Origin of the sequence: Rhodobacter calidifons, assembly GCF_011174775.1 — a bacterium.
GTDB classification, from domain to species: Bacteria; Pseudomonadota; Alphaproteobacteria; order Rhodobacterales; family Rhodobacteraceae; genus Tabrizicola; species Tabrizicola calidifons.
This window is the reverse complement of record NZ_JAANHS010000004.1, coordinates 149178-165770: the sequence shown is the minus strand read 5'-3', so window position 1 is coordinate 165770 and position 16593 is coordinate 149178. Positions and strand designations below refer to the sequence as shown.

The 16593-nt window shown below is 68.7% G+C and carries 15 protein-coding genes and 1 tRNA gene; 9 read left to right on the top strand and 7 right to left on the bottom strand.

Annotated elements, in window-relative coordinates:
• Positions 1–87: 87 nt before the first annotated feature.
• The 4 genes from G8O29_RS07455 to G8O29_RS07440 form a co-directional block, all read right to left on the bottom strand.
• Complete coding sequence (locus G8O29_RS07455) at positions 88–696, bottom strand: glutathione S-transferase (protein ID WP_166402611.1); 609 nt, start codon at positions 694–696, stop codon at positions 88–90.
• The gene (locus tag G8O29_RS07450; protein WP_166402610.1) at positions 693–1010 is read right to left on the bottom strand and encodes a hypothetical protein; all 318 of its coding nucleotides are present in this window, start codon (positions 1008–1010) and stop codon (positions 693–695) included. The genes G8O29_RS07455 and G8O29_RS07450 overlap by 4 nt, the downstream gene beginning before the upstream one ends.
• Positions 1011–1533: 523 nt before the next feature.
• Positions 1534–1659 carry a type B 50S ribosomal protein L36 gene (ykgO, locus tag G8O29_RS07445; RefSeq protein ID WP_100196728.1) on the bottom strand — a complete coding sequence of 42 codons (126 nt, stop codon included), beginning with the start codon at positions 1657–1659 and terminating at the stop codon, positions 1534–1536.
• Positions 1660–1730: 71 nt separating this feature from the next.
• Positions 1731–1805 (bottom strand) — tRNA-Val (locus G8O29_RS07440).
• A gap of 189 nt (positions 1806–1994) precedes the next feature.
• On the opposite strand from G8O29_RS07440, the gene G8O29_RS07435 reads away from it, so the two are divergent.
• Positions 1995–2858 carry an N-formylglutamate amidohydrolase gene (locus tag G8O29_RS07435; protein ID WP_166402609.1) on the top strand — a complete coding sequence of 288 codons (864 nt, stop codon included), beginning with the start codon at positions 1995–1997 and terminating at the stop codon, positions 2856–2858.
• 493 nt (positions 2859–3351) lie between these two features.
• Here the strand turns inward: G8O29_RS07435 and G8O29_RS07430 are convergent, their stop codons facing one another.
• Positions 3352–4608 carry a DNA polymerase IV gene (locus tag G8O29_RS07430; RefSeq protein WP_166402608.1) on the bottom strand — a complete coding sequence of 419 codons (1257 nt, stop codon included), beginning with the start codon at positions 4606–4608 and terminating at the stop codon, positions 3352–3354.
• Between the two features lie 113 nt (positions 4609–4721).
• Between G8O29_RS07430 and G8O29_RS07425 the strand changes: the two genes are divergently transcribed.
• The 7 genes from G8O29_RS07425 to G8O29_RS07395 all read left to right on the top strand — a co-directional run bounded on the left by G8O29_RS07425 (position 4722) and on the right by G8O29_RS07395 (position 13062).
• Positions 4722–5822, top strand: a complete 1101-nt coding sequence (locus tag G8O29_RS07425) for a GSCFA domain-containing protein (protein ID WP_166402607.1) — start codon at positions 4722–4724, stop codon at positions 5820–5822.
• Positions 5815–6549 (top strand): hypothetical protein, encoded by a 735-nt coding sequence (locus tag G8O29_RS07420; protein ID WP_166402606.1) that lies wholly within the window; start codon positions 5815–5817, stop codon positions 6547–6549. The genes G8O29_RS07425 and G8O29_RS07420 overlap by 8 nt, the downstream gene beginning before the upstream one ends.
• A gap of 51 nt (positions 6550–6600) precedes the next feature.
• Positions 6601–7347, top strand: a complete 747-nt coding sequence (locus tag G8O29_RS07415; RefSeq protein ID WP_166402605.1) for a hypothetical protein — start codon at positions 6601–6603, stop codon at positions 7345–7347.
• Between the two features lie 4 nt (positions 7348–7351).
• On the top strand, positions 7352–8296 hold the full coding sequence (locus G8O29_RS07410; protein WP_166402604.1) for an alpha/beta hydrolase: 945 nt from the start codon (positions 7352–7354) through the stop codon (positions 8294–8296).
• A gap of 139 nt (positions 8297–8435) precedes the next feature.
• On the top strand, positions 8436–9326 hold the full coding sequence (locus tag G8O29_RS07405; RefSeq protein WP_166402603.1) for a glycosyltransferase family protein: 891 nt from the start codon (positions 8436–8438) through the stop codon (positions 9324–9326).
• The gene (locus tag G8O29_RS07400) at positions 9326–10738 is read left to right on the top strand and encodes a hypothetical protein (protein ID WP_166402602.1); all 1413 of its coding nucleotides are present in this window, start codon (positions 9326–9328) and stop codon (positions 10736–10738) included. Before G8O29_RS07405 ends, G8O29_RS07400 begins: the two co-directional genes overlap by 1 nt.
• Positions 10738–13062, top strand: coding sequence for a sulfatase-like hydrolase/transferase (locus G8O29_RS07395; RefSeq protein ID WP_166402601.1), 2325 nt, complete (start codon positions 10738–10740; stop codon positions 13060–13062). The genes G8O29_RS07400 and G8O29_RS07395 overlap by 1 nt, the downstream gene beginning before the upstream one ends.
• Here the strand turns inward: G8O29_RS07395 and G8O29_RS07390 are convergent.
• Both G8O29_RS07390 and G8O29_RS07385 read right to left on the bottom strand, forming a co-directional pair.
• A complete protein-coding gene (locus tag G8O29_RS07390) occupies positions 13031–14068 on the bottom strand; it encodes a TerC family protein (protein ID WP_166402600.1) in 1038 nt (345 codons plus the stop codon). The two genes, G8O29_RS07395 and G8O29_RS07390, sit on opposite strands and share 32 nt — an antisense overlap.
• Before the next feature lie 202 nt (positions 14069–14270).
• Positions 14271–15194 (bottom strand): glycosyltransferase, encoded by a 924-nt coding sequence (locus tag G8O29_RS07385; protein ID WP_166402599.1) that lies wholly within the window; start codon positions 15192–15194, stop codon positions 14271–14273.
• A 139-nt stretch (positions 15195–15333) separates the two neighbouring features.
• On the opposite strand from G8O29_RS07385, the gene aroC reads away from it, so the two are divergent.
• Positions 15334–16434: a chorismate synthase gene (gene aroC, locus G8O29_RS07380; protein ID WP_166402598.1), complete on the top strand. Its 1101-nt coding sequence runs from the start codon at positions 15334–15336 to the stop codon at positions 16432–16434.
• Positions 16435–16593: the final 159 nt, after the last annotated feature.

The following is a 16593-nucleotide window of genomic DNA, read 5'->3' as shown; positions in this document are numbered from 1 at the left end:
GGCTTGCCCCCTCGTCCAGCGGACTTAGCCCAGATCGGGCGCATTTCTCTGCGGCACACTGTCCCGTATGACGGCTTTAACGCGGGTTCAGCCCGGCGGCAGCGTGGCCTGCATCGAGGGGCGGGACGAAAAGCCGGCGAACCATCCGGCAAGTGCGGGGTGGGGGCCGCGCCAGTCCCGCTCGGCGTGGCGGAGGTCCAGATAGCCCAGTGCGCAGCCGACGGCGATCTGGCCCATGTCGATCGGGCCGGAGAGATGGCTCATCCAGCGCGCCTCCAGCGCGGCCAGCGCGCGGGCGATCTTGCCCCATTGCGCCTTGGCCCAGTCGGCAGACCGGCTGGGCTCGGGGCGGACATGCATCTCGTAGCGCATCAGGACAGCCGCATCCGCGATGCCGTCGCCGGTGGCCTCGATGACCAGCGTGTCCCAGAGCCGCGGCGCTGCCGGGTAGAGCCCGGCCTTCAGCTGATCGTCGAGGAAGCGGCAGATGACCCGGCTGTCGTAGAGGGTCGGGCCGTCGGGCCGTTCCAGCGCCGGGATCTTGCCCAGGGGGTTGCGATCCACCGGCATCGTGCCGGGATCGAGCGGGTTGCCGGAGGCCGGGACCAGGGTGACACGCCCGGTTGCCCCGGCCTCGTGCAACAGGACCATGACCTTCCTCACGAAGGGCGAGAACGGCGCGTGGTAGAGTTTCATTCCCCGGTCCGCCGCAGGCGCAGGCGCGCCATCAGTCCGCCGTCGATCTCGTAGCTGCGGCCCCGCAGGCGGATCACCCGGCGGATCCTTGCGGTGGCGTTGGTCTGCCTGTGCCACGGATGATCGGTGGCCCGGTCCGCGGGGCGGTGCAGCGAGAAACCCTCGCCCAGGTTGTCCAGGGCATCCTCGGCCCGCTGGTCGGTGCGGCCGGGATGGGTGCCGGACCGCACCCAGCGCGCGACGGCAAGGGTGGTCGTCGCGACGAGGCCCAGGCGGATGGCAAGCGGAAGCAGGGGGGCGAGGGGCAGGGGCATGGTGACCTCCGGGCTGGTGGGGCGACTGTAGGGGAGGAAGGGGCCGGGTGTAAACCGGCCGGCGAGGCGTCTGCGCCGGGCAGACGGGAGAGGTCATTCGAGTGCAAGGAGTTGGCTACAGCCGGCAACGGAAGGTTGACGGCCTGCCGCAGCCCGGAAGCAAGGGCCGGGCTGGCCCGCACCAGGCAGCCATTCGTTCAATGCCCCGGCCATCTGACGGGCCTTGCCGCCTCCGGCGCGGTGGGTCGTGAAGGGCATTGCGATCCGCGCGCGGGGGCGAAGGCGAAGGTCCGTTCGCGGGGTTCCTGCCGGAAGGCGGGGTCGCTGTGCATGGGTGATTCTGCCGGGCGTGCACGGTTGGGCAAGGACAAGATCCTTCCAGGCGGTCTGCAAATCCTGTCGCAAGGATTAGGGTGGCCAGAAACGGCTTCTCGTGCGACTTCGTCGTCTCGACGCAGGCCGAAAGGAAAGGGCCGCCGAGGTTTCCCCCTGCGGCCCCTGAATTCCGTCTGCCGGAAGCGAATCAGCCCTGACGGGCCTTGTAGCGCTTCTGCGTCTTGTTGATCACATAGACGCGGCCTTTGCGGCGCACGATCTGGCAATCGCGGTGACGCGTCTTCAGCGAGCGGAGCGAGTTGGCGACTTTCATGGTCGGCTCTCCTTCTACGCGGCGCTTCCTCGCGCCAGATTGAAACCATGCCCCCCGGAGGAGGCGGTGAATGGTGGGCGGTACTGGGATCGAACCAGTGGCCACTACGATGTCAACGTAGTGCTCTACCGCTGAGCTAACCGCCCGTGTCCTTGGCGCCGCCCCGTCCCTTGCGGGATCGTCCCTTCCGGTGAAACGAAAAGTACGCGGGGCAAACCGCGTCGGTCAGGCGGGGTCTATACTGGCAAGCGTTCCGGGCCGCAAGGGGTTTTGGCTTTCCCGGGAAAGCGGCTATATCGAAGACGAGACGTCGATGCATCCCGAACGGAGCGCCCATGCTGCGCAGCGAGACCGAGGCCTATGTCCTGACCCGCCCCGCCCGCCGGATCTCGCCGCTGATCTTCGCCTCGCCGCATTCGGGATGCGACTATGCGCCGGATTTCCTGCGTCAGGTGGTGCTGGACCGGCGGTCGATGCGGTCCTCGGAGGATGCCTTCGTCGACCGGCTGTTCGGCATGGCGCCGGGACTCGGGGCGCCGCTTCTGGCTGCGCGGGCGCCGCGGGCCTTTGTCGATCTGAACCGGGCCGCGGACGAGCTGGACCCGGCCGTCATCGAGGGAATCGCCCGGGCTCCGCACAATCCGCGCGTTTCATCCGGGCTGGGGGTGATTCCCCGTGTCGTGGCCGGGGGACGGGCGATCTATCGCGGCAAGCTGACACTGGCAGAGGCCGAGAACCGGATCCGGCGGTTCTGGCACCCCTATCACCGGGCCTTGACCGCACTGGTCGAGGAGGTGCGGGCCAGCTTCGGGCAGGCAGTGCTGATCGACTGCCATTCAATGCCGCACGAGGCGATCGAGGCGCATACGCGGCCCGGCCAGCCCAGGCCCGAGGTGGTTCTGGGCGACCGCTACGGGGCCGCGGCCGGGCGCGAGGTGATGGACCGGGTCGAGGCCGCCTTTGTCGGGGCGGGCCTGCGGGTCGGCCGGAACGCGCCTTTCGCCGGGGCCTATGTGGCTCAGGCCTACGGGAGGCCGTCGCGGGGGGTGCATGTGGTGCAGGTCGAGATCGACCGGGCGCTCTACATGGACGAGGTCCGGGTGGAGCCGCTGGCGGGGTTCGAGGGGTTCCGGGAGCTGATCGGTGGCGTGGTGGCCGAGCTGGTGCAGCCGCCGGGGGTGGCGCTGGCGGCGGAGTGAAGCGCCGCGCGCGGCGCGGTTCTTCGGGTGAATGATTTCAAGGGATTGGTTGCGGGCGTTTACCGGAGGTTAGGGATTGGCGCTGCGGGCGGTTTTGAAATTGAGCGCTGACGCGCGCGCCTTTTGTCTCGCCTCTGGCCTGCGGCCAACCGGCTCGGGAGGGCCTCCGGCGGGGATATTTGGGGACAGATGAAAGGTTGTCGGTCCGGACCCGAACGGCTGGTGTGCGGCATGGTGGGTTCGGGGGGCAGTTGGGGTGTATTGCCCGGGTTGGGGGGTGTCGGGGTGGTCGGGTCCATATGCAGAACCGGCCATCGGCCCGGCTACCGGAAGAACGGCAGACATTCCCCTTTGTCGGCGCGTTAACATGTGAGTCTCATCCGGCGACCATGAAATGATGTGCAGGAACGGTGCGCTGTAGCCCAGCCTACGGGGCCGCGTCGGCGCACGGGCGATCAGCGAGGAGCGATACGGAACGCGAGCGAGGAGCGGGTCAGCGCAGGGCGCGGCCCTTGATGATCGCTTCCGCTCCGAACCTTGCGCGGATGGCGTCGGTGGCGCGTTCGGCGGCGGCGCGTTTGGTGGCGCCCGGGTCGAGGAGGTCCTGGGAGAGGTCGGCCTGGTCCTCGGGGGCGAGGTCGGAGATGCCGACGCCGATCAGGCGGAACGGGCCGGTGATCCCTGCGTGGTCGAAAAGGTCGCGGGCGGCGCGATAGATGCGGTCGGTGAGTTGGGTCGGGTCGCTCAGCGCGTGGCGGCGGGTGACCAGCTGGAAGTCCTTGCGCTTCAGCTTCAGCGTCACGGTGCGGCCGGACAGCCGTTTCGCCTTGGCGCGGTCGGCGACCTGTTCGGACAGGCGCCAGATGTGGCCGTCGAGGAGGTCGGGGTCGGAGGTGTCCTCGAAGAAGGTCGTCTCCTTGGAGATCGACTTCGGCTTCTCGTCCCGGTTCACCCGTCGGGTGTCGAGGCCGCGCGCCAGATGCCAGAGGCGGTCGCCCATGGATCCGAAGCGGGCGGTGAGGTCGGTGCGGTCCCAGCGGAGGAGGTCAGCGATGGTGCGGATGCCGGCCTGTTCGAGGGCGGTCTGCGTCGCGGTGCCGACGCCCCAGATGATGCGGACGGGTTTGGGTTTGAGGAAGGACTCGGTTTCGGCCTTGCCGATGACCGAGAAGCCGCGGGGCTTGTCGAGGTCGGAGGCGATCTTGGCCAGGAACTTGTTGTGGGAAAGGCCGATGGAGCCGGTGAGGCCCAGTTCATCCTCCATCCGTTTGGTCAGTCTTGCCAGCAGCACGGCGGGCGGGGCGCCGTGCAGGCGGGCGGTGCCGGTGAGGTCGAGGAAGGCCTCGTCCAGCGACAGGGGCTCGATGGCGGGGGTCAGTTCCTCCATCATCGCGCGGATGGCGCGGCTGGCTTCGGTATAGGCGGCGAAGCGGGGTTTGACGACCACGGCCTCGGGGCAGAGCTTCAGCGCCTGGAACATCGGCATGGCCGAGCGGACGCCCTTGATGCGGGCGATGTAGCAGCAGGTGGAGACGACGCCCCTTTGCCCGCCGCCGACGATGACGGGCTGGTCGCGCAGGGCGGGGTTGTCGCGTTTTTCCACGCTGGCGTAGAAGGCGTCGCAGTCCATGTGGGCGATGGACAGCGCGGTCAGTTCGTCATGCGCCACGATGCGGGGCGAGCGGCAGGCAGGGCAGCGCGCCACCGGGCTGTCGGTCAGGGTCAGGCAGTCGCGGCAGAGGCTGGGCATGTGGGCAAGGCTACCACGCCGCCCTCAGGCTGTGGAGGGCAGGTGTCGAAAGCGGTTGACCTTGCCACGCGCCCTGCCGCCTTATCCGGTCGGAAAGGAAGGATCGCCCGCGCATGTCGCATCCCTACGAGACCCTGCCCGAGGACCGTTTCTGGCGCAGCGCCGTGGCCGGTCGCGACGCGCTGGAGATCACAGGCCTGTGGAAGCCGAAGGTCCGGGTCAGGCGGCGCACGCGGATCGTGACGGCGGGGTCCTGCTTTGCGCAGCATTTCTCGAAGGCCTTGCTGGCGCGGTGCTACCGCTGGCTGGATTTCGAGCCGGGACCGGCGGGCCTGACGCCCGAGCAGCGCAAGGACTACCACTACGGCACCTTCAGCTTTCGCACCGGCAACATCTACACCCCGCGCATGTTGCGCCAGTGGCTGAGCTGGGCGCTGGGCGCGGCAGCGGTTCCCGAGGAGGTCTGGGAACGGGACGGCCGGTTCTTCGATCCGTTCCGCCCCGGCGTGGAGCCCGGCGGCTTTGCCAGCCCCGAGGAGCTTTTCGCCTCGCGCCGGGAAACGCTGGCCGCCATCGCCGCGGCGGTGCGGGGGGCGCAGGTCTTCGTCTTTACCATGGGGCTGACCGAGGCCTGGGCGGACCGGGCAAGCGGAGTGGAATATGCCGTCTGTCCCGGCACGGTGGCGGGGCGGTTCGACCCCGAGGCGCACCGGTTCGTCAACCACGGCTTCGCCGCGCTGATGGCCGAGATGCGGGCGGCCTTGCGGCTGATGTTCCGGGCCAACCGCAGCCTGTCGGTGCTGCTGACCGTCTCGCCGGTGCCGCTGACCGCCACCGCCTCCGGCCAGCATGTCCTGACCGCGACCAGCCATTCCAAGGCGCTCTTGCGCGCGGTTGCCGGAGAGCTGGCCCAGACCCAGGCGCGGGTGGATTACTTCCCCTCTTACGAGATCATCACCCATCCCGCCTACCGCGGCCGCTTCTTCGCGCCGAACCTGCGGTCGGTGCTGCCCGAGGGCGTCGATCACGTGATGGCCCAGTTCTTCCGCGATCAGGCGGCGGCCTTCGGGGGCGAGCCGGTGGCGGCGCCGGTGGCCGAGGTGCCGCCGCGCCCGGCAGAGGAAGCTCTGGAACCCGAGCTGACCGAGGCCGAGGAACTGCGCTGCGAACAGGAAATCCTGGCGGCCTTCGCGCCGGACCCGCGCCATGGCTGAGCGGCTGCCCCGGCTGTGCATCTTCGGCGACAGCCACTACGCCTGCCTGAGACAGGCCGAGGCGCAGGGGCTGGTCGATGTCTCGGGCGTCGATCTGGAATACTGGGGCCATGTCGGAACCCGGTTCCGGTATCTCGCGTTTCGCGACGGCGCCATCCATCCGCTGGACGACTTCACCGCCCGGCGCTTTGCCAAGTTCAACGCCAGGGGCCGGACCTTCCTGCCCGCGGCGGACTTCGACGTGATCCATGTCACCGGGGCGCGGGTCTATGTCTGGGGGCTGTTCGTCCGGCTGCTGGGGGCGCTGGCCGAAGGGCCCTTCGTCAGCTCGGGTCTTGCCCGGCGCATGTTGTCCGACGGGTTGCGCGGGCAGTCGGGCTATCGGCTGGCTGCCGGGCTGGCCGCGACCGGGACGGCGCGGGTTCTGCTGTCGCCGGTCGCCTTCTACACCGCCATCCCTCCGGCGCGCGCCGGGGCTATAAGCCCTGCCATGGCCGGGCTGATCCCCGATCGGCTGCCCCGCTTCTGGGAGATCCTGGAGGAGGTCGCGGCCGCAGACGGGATCCGCCTCTTGCGCCAGCCGGCGGAAACGGTGACGGCGGGCCTGTTCACCGATCCGGCCTATGCCGTCGCCGACCACCTGGCGAAGGCGGATTACGAGCATCGCAACGCCGCCTATGGTGCGCTGCTGCTGGCGCGGGCGGTGGCGCTGGCGCGGCAGGGATAGGCTTGCAGCGGCCGGAACGGACCGGCAAGATGGCAGGCTACAGGAGGTGGGATGCTTCAGATCGCTGCGAAACTGCCGCCCGGGGCGCTGATCGGAGGGGATGCGGAGCGCCTGGCCGAGGCCGTCCTGCGCAGCGGCGGGGCGCGCTTCATCGCGCGCGCGGTCGATCTGGTGCAGGACGGGCCGGCCATCACCGGCTGGCGCGAGGAGCAGGGGGCGACCGTCGCTCTTCCGGCAGGTCCGAACACGGGCAACAGCCGGTTCGACCCCGGCCCTCCGGGTGCCATGCTGTGCCGGGAGGGCGAGAATTGCGGCTTCACCCTGCCGGGTTTTGCCGCCGAGGTCGAGGCTTTCACGGTCGCAGTGGTCTATCGCTCGCAGGGAGAGGCTCGGACGCTGGCCTCGGTCTTTACCGGACAGACGCGGAACATGATCTTCCTGTCCGAGCGCGACGGCATGGTGCAGGTGGCCGACCGGCAGGCCACGGTCGGGATCTCGCTGCCCCTGCGGCCGGTGCCGGGGGCACGGCTGGCGGTGATGGGCTATGACGGGCGCCGCCTGCACCTTGGTCTGGACGGCCAGTGGGCCGAGGCCGCGGCGGCGATCCCCGGGCTGGCGCATCCGGCGGATTTCTTCATCGGCTGCCGGTCGAACCGGGCGGGCCTGGCCAAGACCCTGGGAGAGTCCCGCCTGCACGAGGTGCTGTTCTGGCCCGACCGCTGCCTGCCGGGATCGGAGGATCCCGAGGACCGCGCCGCCCTCGCTGCGCTGCATGCCCATGTCCGCTGGAGCTTCTGAACCGATGGTGCAGACCGTCGCGCCGCTGGACATCCCGCCCGGGATGGGGCTGGACCAGGCGGCGGCGGCCGATCGCTTCCTGGTCGAAGGCGCACAGGCAAAGCTGTGGTTCGAGGGCCGCAGCGCAAAGCCCGCCGGGGCGCTGGTGGTGTCCTTCGACAACCTCGCCACCATCGACGAGGGCTGGCCGCGCCCCCCCTGGGCCTGGACGCGGCTGGAGCCCCTGGGCCATGCCGTGCTGGGGGTGCAGAGCCATGCGAAGGACTGGTTCCGGCAGCCGACGGCTCCGGCCCTGCTGCGCGGGCTGGAGGAGCGCGGCTTCTTCCGCCGCTTCGACCGCGTGGTGCTGACCGGCGCTTCGATGGGAGGCTTTGCGGCGCTGAACTTCGCGCCGCTGATCCCCGAGGCACGGGTGCTGGCCTTCAGCCCGCAGTCCACGATGAACAAGGTCATCGCGCCGTTCGAGAGCCGCTTTCCCTTCGCCGTGCGCAAGTCGAACTGGGAGGGGATGCCGTTCCTGGATGCGGCGGCGGCGGTGCCCTATATCCGGCGGGCGGTGGTGGTCTATGATCCCTTCGTGCCCGAGGACCGCGCCCATGCCGCGCGGCTGTCCGGGCCGAACGTGCAGCTGGTCCGGGTGCCCTTCTGCACGCACGAGGCGATCCGGGTGGTGCTGAAGGCCGGGACCTTCCCGCTGCTGATCGAGGCGCTGATCGCGGGCGATACGGTGCCTGCGGAGTTCTGGCGGGCCTTCCGCGCCCGGCGCGGCGTGCCCAAGTGGCAGCGCGCGCTTTTGGCCGGGGCGGCGGGCCGGGGCCGGCCGGGGCTGGTGATCCGGGCGGCGGATGCCATGCTGCGGCTGGGGACCGACCTGCCGGAGGAGGAGACCGTGTTCATCCGCCGCGCCCGCCGGGCGGCGGTGCAGGCGTTGAAGGCGGCACCCGGATGACGGCTCGTCGAGCCCTTCGGGCACTCCTTTCAGGGTGGTCCACCGACGAGAGCACGAAGTGTTCGAGCAGGCGCATGCAGACCCTAGGCCCCGGCTTCGGCCTCATGCTATGCCGGGGGCGGCGGGCAGGAAAGCAGGAATGGACACGACACGCGGCCGGATGATGGCGATGACCATGGTGGGGGGGGATCACTTCTTCCTCTCGCGCTGGGTCGATTACTATGGCCGTCAGTTGGGGCGGGAGAACTGCTTTGTCCTGTCCCATGGCGGCGACCCGGAACACAAGCGGATCGCCGCGGGCTGCAATGTCATCTACCTGCCCTATGACGAGACGCGGAACTGCTTCAACCAGCGGCGCTGGCAGATGCTGTCGCGGCTGACGAGCGGATTCACCAACTATTACAACTGGGTGCTGGTCGGCGATGTGGACGAGATCGTCTGCGTCGATCCGGCGGTGTCGGACAGCCTGCCGGACTATCTGGCGCAATATGCGGTGAAGGGCGGGCCGAAGGTCATCACGCCCTTTGCGATCGAGATGGTGCACAACCCGGTGCTGGAGCCCGAGCCGATCGCCGAGGGGCGCAACATCCTGGAGGTGCGCCGCATCTTCCGGCTGAACGCGAATTACGCCAAGCCCTGCATCACGGCCGACCGGATCGACATCGCGCCGGGCGGGCATTTCGCCAACCATCCGAAGCTGCATCTGGACCCGCATCTCTACCTGTTCCATCTGCGCTTCATCGACCACGACATGACCGAGGCGCGGCTGGCCAGGCGGCGCGAGCAGCGGGTGATCCAGTCCGGCGCTCTGGGAGAGGTGGAGCGGCAGAAGACCGGCTGGGACACCGCCTGGGACACCTACAAGGCGCTGTCGAAGGAAACGCCGCGCGCCGAGACGGTGGATTTCCCCGAGTTCCGCCAGGAGATGGTGGACGGCTGGCGCGAGAAGAAGGTGGTCTATTTCGCCCCCGGCGGGGCGCGGCCCAAGGGGGTTTACCGTCTGCCGGAACGATTCAGGGTGCTGTTCTGATGGCGGGCCGGATTCCCTCTGAAGGCGTGCTGATCCGGGCCGAGAACGGCGACGTGATCCGCTATGACGAGACGGGCCTCGTGCTGCGGCTGTCCGACCGGGTGATCGCCGACATCGCCGCGCGGCTGGACCTGCCCGGACCCGCCGCGCCGGTCGAGGCGCCGCCCCTGCCCGACCTGCCCGAGGACATCGATCTCTGGGCGCCCCGGCGCGAGGGGGACTGGGTGGTGTTTCAGGCCAACCTGCCGGGGGCGGACGGGCCGCGCGGCTATCGCCGGCATGTCTCGGGCGGGGCGATCATTGCCGAGGCACGGGGCTCGCTGCTGGCGATCCTGGGGATCGGCGGGGCGCGGGCGGGGCTGGGCTCGCCCGGTCCGGCGCGGTTTCCCTGGCATGTGCTGGCCCCTGCCGACGACATCGGTGCGGTGGGCATGGGCGGCGCGGGCGAGGCGGTGGCGACCGACGCGCTGGAGCCCCTGCGCGAGCTGACGGTCGAGGCGCTGATCGCCGACGAGATCCTGGCGCGGCGGCGGGCAGGGAGCCGGTCCCTGCCGCTGGTCATGGTGCGGACGGAAACCGACATGGCGGCCTCGGCGCATGATCTGGGCAGCGGGCTGGCGGTGGCGAACCTCGACCGCGCCTGCGCCAACCTGGTTGCGGCGGCGGGTCGGCTGGGCGTGGGGGCCCGGGTGCTGGCGGTGGTGCTGGACTACACGCTGGAGGACCTGTCCGGCGATGCGCTGGCCTACCGCGACGGGATGATCGCGCTGATGGAGCGGATCACGCGCGGCATGGCGAAGCAGGGGCTGGCGCGGCCGGTCTTCCTTGCGGCCTTCGACTGCGGTACGCAGGCCGTGACGCGCGGCCCGGCGCTGGACGGTCAGTGGGAGCTGTCCTGGAACCATGCCGACCACCAGTTGGTCTTCGCCGCGCCGTCCTATGCCTTCCGCATGGACGACACCGGAAGGCTGACCGACGAGGGCCGGGCCGAGAAGGCTCTGCTGCTGGCCGAGGCGCTAATGGCGGTGCAGGGCGGCGGCAGGTGGCTGTGCCCGACGATCCAGCTGGCGGAACGGGCGGGTGACGATATCCGGCTGATCTGCGAGGCGCAGGAGGGGCTGGTGATCGACGGCGACGATCCGTTCGGGGCCGGTCCCCTGGCGGGCTTCGCGCTGGAGGGTGTGACGAACGGGGCGCGGATCGCCGGGGTCGGGATCGACGCTTCCGATCCGAAGGCGGTGATCCTGACCTGCTCGGCCCGGCCCGAGGGCGAGGTCTTCGTCACCTATGCCCATGCCGCCAGCCCCTGGGACGGACCCTGGCCCGCGAACCGGGGCGCGCTGCGCGGCGATTTCGGCGCGGGTGCGGTCCGGCGCTGGGCGCTGCCGGCGCGGCTGAGGCTGACGGGCTGATGGCCTTCGACGCCGACAGCATCCGCGGGGACAACATCTGTGTCATCTGGGTGGATGACATGATCGATGTCTACACCTGGCGCGACACCTTCGGGCTGCGCATCCGGACGCCGAACCTGGACCGGCTGCTGAACGCGGGCGTTCGCTTTTCCAACGCCTATGCGACGATCCCCTTGTGCGCGCCCTGCCGGGCGGAGCTGGCCACCGGGCTGTCTCCGTTCCGCACCGGGCTGGTGGACCTGAACCGCTTCTGGCGCCAGGTGCTGCCGCCCGAGAAGGCCTGGGCCTACGACCTGCGCCGGGCGGGGTTCTACACCTTCACCACCGGCAAGGTCGATGCGACCTACAAGCCGATGCCCGAACGCTATCGCCGGGTGCTGTTCCACGAGGATGTCCCGGCCTTCGACAGCGGCGGGCGAGAGAAGGTGAAGTATTACCTGGATCGCGGGCCGGGGATCGCGGGGATCAACCACCCCGACGACGACGGGTCGCAGGACCATCTGTTCTACGATTACACCGTGGCGCAGAACGCGATCGACTTCCTGGGCCGGGCCGATCCGGCGCGGAGGCATCTGATCCAGCTGGGCTTCAAGCATCCGCATTACAATCTGGAATGCCCGGACCGGTTCTATCAGCTGTATGACCCCGCCGAGATCCGCTGGCCCGACATCGCCGCGCCCGAGGATTACTACGGCCCGCCCCCCGGTTTCGCGGTCTATGAGGCGGCCTATATCGCCAACGGCAACTGGACGCCCGAGAAGGGTGGCGATGACGGCTGGCGGCAGGTGGTGCGCGCCTATTTCGCCGCGATCAGCCATGTGGACCATGAGATCGGCCGGTTTCTCGATGCGCTGGCGGCCTCGCCGCTGGGCGACCGGACAACGGTGATCTTCCTGTCGGACAACGGCTTCAACCTCGGGAACCACGACAGTTTCCACAAGATGAGCCAGTGGGATTCGGCCGCCCATGTGCCCCTGGGCATCTGGTCGCCGCGCATGACGGAAGGCCGCGTCATCGACCTGCCGGTGTCCTTGCACAACTTCCCCAGGACCATCATGCAGCTGGCAGGCCTGCCGCCCCGGCCCGACTGGGTGTCGGGGCAGAGCCTGCTGCCGCTGATCGACCCGAGTTTCGGCGCCTTCGACACCTCGAAGTCGCCGATCACCTCGGTCTTCGGGACATTGTCGGTGCGGCCCTCGGTCGAAGGCTACCGGCATCTGCGATACTTCCGCTATCCGAACGGGGAAGAGCATGTCTATGACGTGGTGGCCGACCCGGGCGAGACCGAGAACCTGGTCGCCACCGCGCCGATGGAGTTCCTGCGCGCGGAACTGGTGAAGGGCGCGCTGGAGCTGGGGCTGGACCTGCGCGGCTTCGAGAATCCGGCGGATGGCGTGAACGCGATGCTGGCCGTCGATGGCTCGGTGGTGCTGGAGGGCCGGCGCGGCAACGACAATTACTGGGTCTATGGCGCCGAGGCCGAGAAGATCCGCGAGACGAAGGACGGCGGCACCGACACGCTGTGGTATCTGGGCGGGCCGGATGGCTATGTGCTGCACTGCCCGATGAACGTGGAGAACATCCGCATCGCCACCGTTCTGGCCCGGCACGAGGACCCCGAGGCGGCGAGGAAATCGCCCCGCGTGCTGCGCATCGTGGCGCATCCCGACAGCCCGATCACTTTCGAGACGACCGAGCGCGTGGTGGTGGATGTGCGCGGATCGCGCGGGAACGATGTGATGATCGGGCCGAAGTATGGTGGCGCGACGTTCTACGGCGGCGAGGGCGACGACGTGCTGCGCGCGATTTCGGTTTCCGAAAGCGCGCGGCATTTCTTCTATGGCGGGGCGGGGAACGACCGGCTGATCGGCGGCGGCGGGCGGGACGTTCTGGACGGCGGCACGGGCGACGACACGATCATCGGCACGGCAGGGCGCAACCGGATCTACGGCGGCCACGGCAATGACGAGATCATCGACGGCGACGGGTCATCCGTGGTGCATACCGGACCGGGGCGGAACCGGGTGCGGCTGGGCGGCGGCAACGACACGGTTCATGCGGGCACCGGCGTCAATCTGATCGATCCGGGGCCGGGGGCCGTGGTCTTCGTGCTGGCCTATGGCGGAGTGACCCATGTCAGCCGCTGGCAGGAGGGGCAGGTCTATGACCTGACCGCCTGGCCGAAGCCGCCGCGCATCGCGCGGCGGCCGGACGGGTCGGTGGACGTGACGCTGGGCCTGTCGGTGCTGCGGATCGCCGGGGTGCCCGCTGACCACGACATCTCTGCCCAGATCAGGCAGGGGGCGCCTGCTCTGCCGGTTTGACCTGCGGGTCGTGCCCGTCACCCTTGCCGCTGGTCTTCCACAGCGAATAGGCGATCCCGGCCGCGATGATGCCCACGGTGATGCCAAGCGACAGGAAGGGGTCGAACTTGCCGAAGAAATGGCTGTAGAACCCCTTCAGCCCGATGAAGATCAGCACCACGGCCAGCGCGTATTTCAGGTAGTGGAAGCGGTGCACCAGGGCGGCCAGCGCGAAATACAGTGCGCGCAGGCCCAGGATCGCCATGATGTTCGCGGTATAGACGATGAAGGTGTCGGTGGTGATCAGAAAGATCGCGGGCACCGAGTCCACCGCGAAGATCAGGTCGGCCACGTTGATGACGATCAGCGCGACCAGGAGCGGCGTCGCATACAGCATCAGCCTGCCGGTCGCCGGGTTGGTCTGACGGACGAAGAACTTCTGCCCGTGCAGCTCTTTGGTGACGTTCATGTGACGCGACACGAAGGTCACGACCGGGTTCTGCGAGATGTCCGTCTCGCCTTCGGGCATCACCAGCATCTTGATGCCGGTGAAGGCCAGGAAGGCGGCAAAGACCAGCGTCACCCAGCTGTAGGCCGAGATCAGCTCGGTTCCGATGGCGATCATGACGCCGCGCAGCACGATCACGCCGATGATGCCCCAGACCAGCGCGCGATACTGGTATTTCCGCGGAATGGCGAAATAGCCGAAGATCAGCGAGATGACGAAGACATTGTCGATCGAGAGCACCTTCTCGATGATGTAGCCCTGGAAATAGCTGGCGACCGGGTTGGTGCCGTCGGAGGTCACCAGCGTCCCGTTCGACCAGGCCCACCAGATGTAGCCGCCGAAGAGGATGGCGATGAAGATGTAGAAGGCCGAAAGCTTCAGGCTCTCGGCTACGCCAAGTTCGTGGTTGTCGCGGTGCAGCACACCCAGGTCGAAGGCCATCAGCGTGACGACGATCGTCAGGAACATCAGCCACAGCCACAGCGGCTTGGCCAGAAATGTCAGGAAGAGGAATTCCATCCCCGCTTTGCCTTTCCGGTGGCGCGTCGGGAGGTCAACCATCGCTGGGGTGCGGATCCCGGGCTGACATCGAGCGCAGATTCTCGATGCGGTCCGACATCACGACAGTGGTGTCGTCAGAGGGGCCCGGCCCGCGACAGTGGAGATTGGGGTCGCCGCGGGGCAATTCAACCCCTGCGCTGAACTTTCCGTCATCGCGCTGTCATCGGGCCGTGGTGACCGGCGGGGTGAAGGGCGCGGTCGGGAAGCCCATCTCCTCGGCCAGGCCCAGAGGATCGGCCGCCCGGCCGATCGCGCGACGCAGGGCCTCGGGCGCGACATGGGGGAAGGCGGCGGCGAGGGCGGCCTCGGCTTTCGGGGTCGTGACCTCGCCCGCGGCAAAGCCCGGATTCTGGGCGATGATCTTCTGGATGCGGCGGTTGTCGCTGCTGTCCAGGTGGAACAGCCGGTCATAGCCCGAGGTGTTGTTGGCGCTGTGCAGCGTGTAGTGGTAGGCAGGAAAGGTCGGGTCGGTGAAGCTGGGCACCAGGGTCGCATGCACGCCGTGCTGGATGTGGAAGGGGTTGCGCCCGCCAGGAGCCACAACCAGCGCGAGGCCAATGGCGATGGAATGTTTCTGGAACGTCACATGGCGCGCGATGCCCTGATGCAGGAAGCCGATGACACCGCTGGGAAAGGTCACCATCCCGCCGGGGTCCACCCGCCGCGCCGCGCCGCGCAGGCGGGCGATGTAATCGACCGACACCGCATCGTCGTCATCGACGCGGAAATGCACGGAAGGCTCGGACCCGTCGCCGCTGGCCTCGGCCATGGTCGCACGCAGGGCGCGGTTCAGGTCGCCGTGCGGCGAGCGCAGGATGCGCAGTTGCGGAATGTCGGCGGTCACGCGGTCCAGCCTGTCCTGGAACAGGTCCGGCATCTGCGTGCTGGTGACGATCTGGAACCTGAAATCGGGGTCGGTCTGCGCCCGGATCGCGGGCAGGAGGATCGTTTCCATAAGATGGAACCGCACCGCCATGCGCGCGGGATGCCAGAGCTTGCCGAAGGCGGCCTCTGGCGTGTCGATCTCGCGCCCGGTGTCGCTGCGGCCGAAGAAGGAGAACCGGCAATGACCCCAGATCTGCATGGCGTCGCCTACCCCTTCCGCTGCGCGGTGCCAGCCTAGATCGGCTGCCGAGTGAGGCACAAGCCTTGAGGCAGAGCGAGAATCCGGTTTCCCGTCGCTGGCGGATCGCTTATGTCCGCCACAGCAGTCGGAGCCCGCGATGAGCCTGAACACCTTCGGACATCTTTTCCGTGTCACCACCTGGGGCGAAAGCCACGGGCCGGCCATCGGCTGCACGGTGGATGGGTGCCCCCCCGGGGTGGCCCTGTCGGAAGCCGACATCCAGCCCTGGCTGGACCGCCGCAAGCCGGGACAATCGAAGTTCACCACCCAGCGGAAAGAGCCGGACGAGGTGCGCATCCTGTCGGGGGTGTTCGAAGGCAGGACAACGGGCACGCCGATCCAGCTGATGATCGAGAACACGGATCAGCGGTCGAAGGACTATGGCGAGATTGCCGAGTCCTTCCGGCCGGGCCATGCCGACATCACCTATCATCAGAAATACGGCATCCGGGATTATCGCGGCGGCGGGCGGTCCAGCGCGCGCGAGACGGCAAGCCGGGTGGCGGCGGGGGGTGTGGCGCGGCAAGTGCTGGCGGCGCTGGTGCCGGGGCTGAGGATCACCGGCTACATGGTGCAGATGGGCACGAAGGGGATCGACCGCGCGCGGTTCGACCCCGCCGAGATCGAACGCAATCCGTTCTGGGTGCCCGATCCGGTGGCCGCCGAGGAATGGGCCGAGTATCTCGACGCGCTGCGGCTGTCGCACAATTCGGTGGGCGCGGTGATCGAGGTGGTGGCGGAAGGGGTGCCTCCGGGCCTCGGCGCGCCGCTTTACGGCAAGCTGGACAGCGATCTGGCGGCGGCGATGATGTCGATCAACGCGGTCAAGGGCGTGGAGATCGGCGAGGGCATGGCGGCGGCGGCGCTGACGGGTGTGGAGAACGCCGACGAGATCCGCATGGGGCCGGAGGGGCCGGAGTTCCTGTCGAACCACGCGGGCGGAATCCTCGGCGGCATCTCCACCGGGCAGCCGGTGGTGTGCCGGTTCGCGGTCAAGCCCACCTCGTCGATCCTGACCCCGCGTCGGACGATCACTGCGGGCGGCGCAGAGACCGACCTCATCACCAAGGGCCGCCACGACCCCTGCGTCGGCATCCGCGCCGTGCCTGTGGGCGAGGCGATGATGGCCTGCGTGATCCTGGACCATCTGCTTCTGGACCGCGCCCAGACCGGCGGCGTGCGGGGCAGGATCGGCTGACGCGGGCCTGTTGACTCCCCCGCTTTCCCCTGTATAAGCCCGCCAGTCCCGGGCCGGTCCCGGGGCTTTTCATTGGTGTTGGTGGCCCCCGCAAGGGGATGCCTGTCGCCCCGGTTCAAGCCCGGGGAAAGGACAACGCCCTTCAAAATGTGATGAAGG

What these genes read in the sequence shown, in the direction of transcription:
- G8O29_RS07455 (WP_166402611.1), bottom strand. Translation starts at nt 696, where the DNA reads ATGAAACTCTACCACGCGCCGTTCTCGCCCTTCGTGAGGAAGGTCATG.
- G8O29_RS07450 (WP_166402610.1), bottom strand. Translation starts at nt 1,010, where the DNA reads ATGCCCCTGCCCCTCGCCCCCCTGCTTCCGCTTGCCATCCGCCTGGGC.
- ykgO (WP_100196728.1), bottom strand. Translation starts at nt 1,659, where the DNA reads ATGAAAGTCGCCAACTCGCTCCGCTCGCTGAAGACGCGTCACCGCGAT.
- G8O29_RS07435 (WP_166402609.1), top strand. Translation starts at nt 1,995, where the DNA reads ATGCTGCGCAGCGAGACCGAGGCCTATGTCCTGACCCGCCCCGCCCGC.
- G8O29_RS07430 (WP_166402608.1), bottom strand. Translation starts at nt 4,608, where the DNA reads ATGCCCAGCCTCTGCCGCGACTGCCTGACCCTGACCGACAGCCCGGTG.
- G8O29_RS07425 (WP_166402607.1), top strand. Translation starts at nt 4,722, where the DNA reads ATGTCGCATCCCTACGAGACCCTGCCCGAGGACCGTTTCTGGCGCAGC.
- G8O29_RS07420 (WP_166402606.1), top strand. Translation starts at nt 5,815, where the DNA reads ATGGCTGAGCGGCTGCCCCGGCTGTGCATCTTCGGCGACAGCCACTAC.
- G8O29_RS07415 (WP_166402605.1), top strand. Translation starts at nt 6,601, where the DNA reads ATGCTTCAGATCGCTGCGAAACTGCCGCCCGGGGCGCTGATCGGAGGG.
- G8O29_RS07410 (WP_166402604.1), top strand. Translation starts at nt 7,352, where the DNA reads ATGGTGCAGACCGTCGCGCCGCTGGACATCCCGCCCGGGATGGGGCTG.
- G8O29_RS07405 (WP_166402603.1), top strand. Translation starts at nt 8,436, where the DNA reads ATGGACACGACACGCGGCCGGATGATGGCGATGACCATGGTGGGGGGG.
- G8O29_RS07400 (WP_166402602.1), top strand. Translation starts at nt 9,326, where the DNA reads ATGGCGGGCCGGATTCCCTCTGAAGGCGTGCTGATCCGGGCCGAGAAC.
- G8O29_RS07395 (WP_166402601.1), top strand. Translation starts at nt 10,738, where the DNA reads ATGGCCTTCGACGCCGACAGCATCCGCGGGGACAACATCTGTGTCATC.
- G8O29_RS07390 (WP_166402600.1), bottom strand. Translation starts at nt 14,068, where the DNA reads ATGGAATTCCTCTTCCTGACATTTCTGGCCAAGCCGCTGTGGCTGTGG.
- G8O29_RS07385 (WP_166402599.1), bottom strand. Translation starts at nt 15,194, where the DNA reads ATGCAGATCTGGGGTCATTGCCGGTTCTCCTTCTTCGGCCGCAGCGAC.
- aroC (WP_166402598.1), top strand. Translation starts at nt 15,334, where the DNA reads ATGAGCCTGAACACCTTCGGACATCTTTTCCGTGTCACCACCTGGGGC.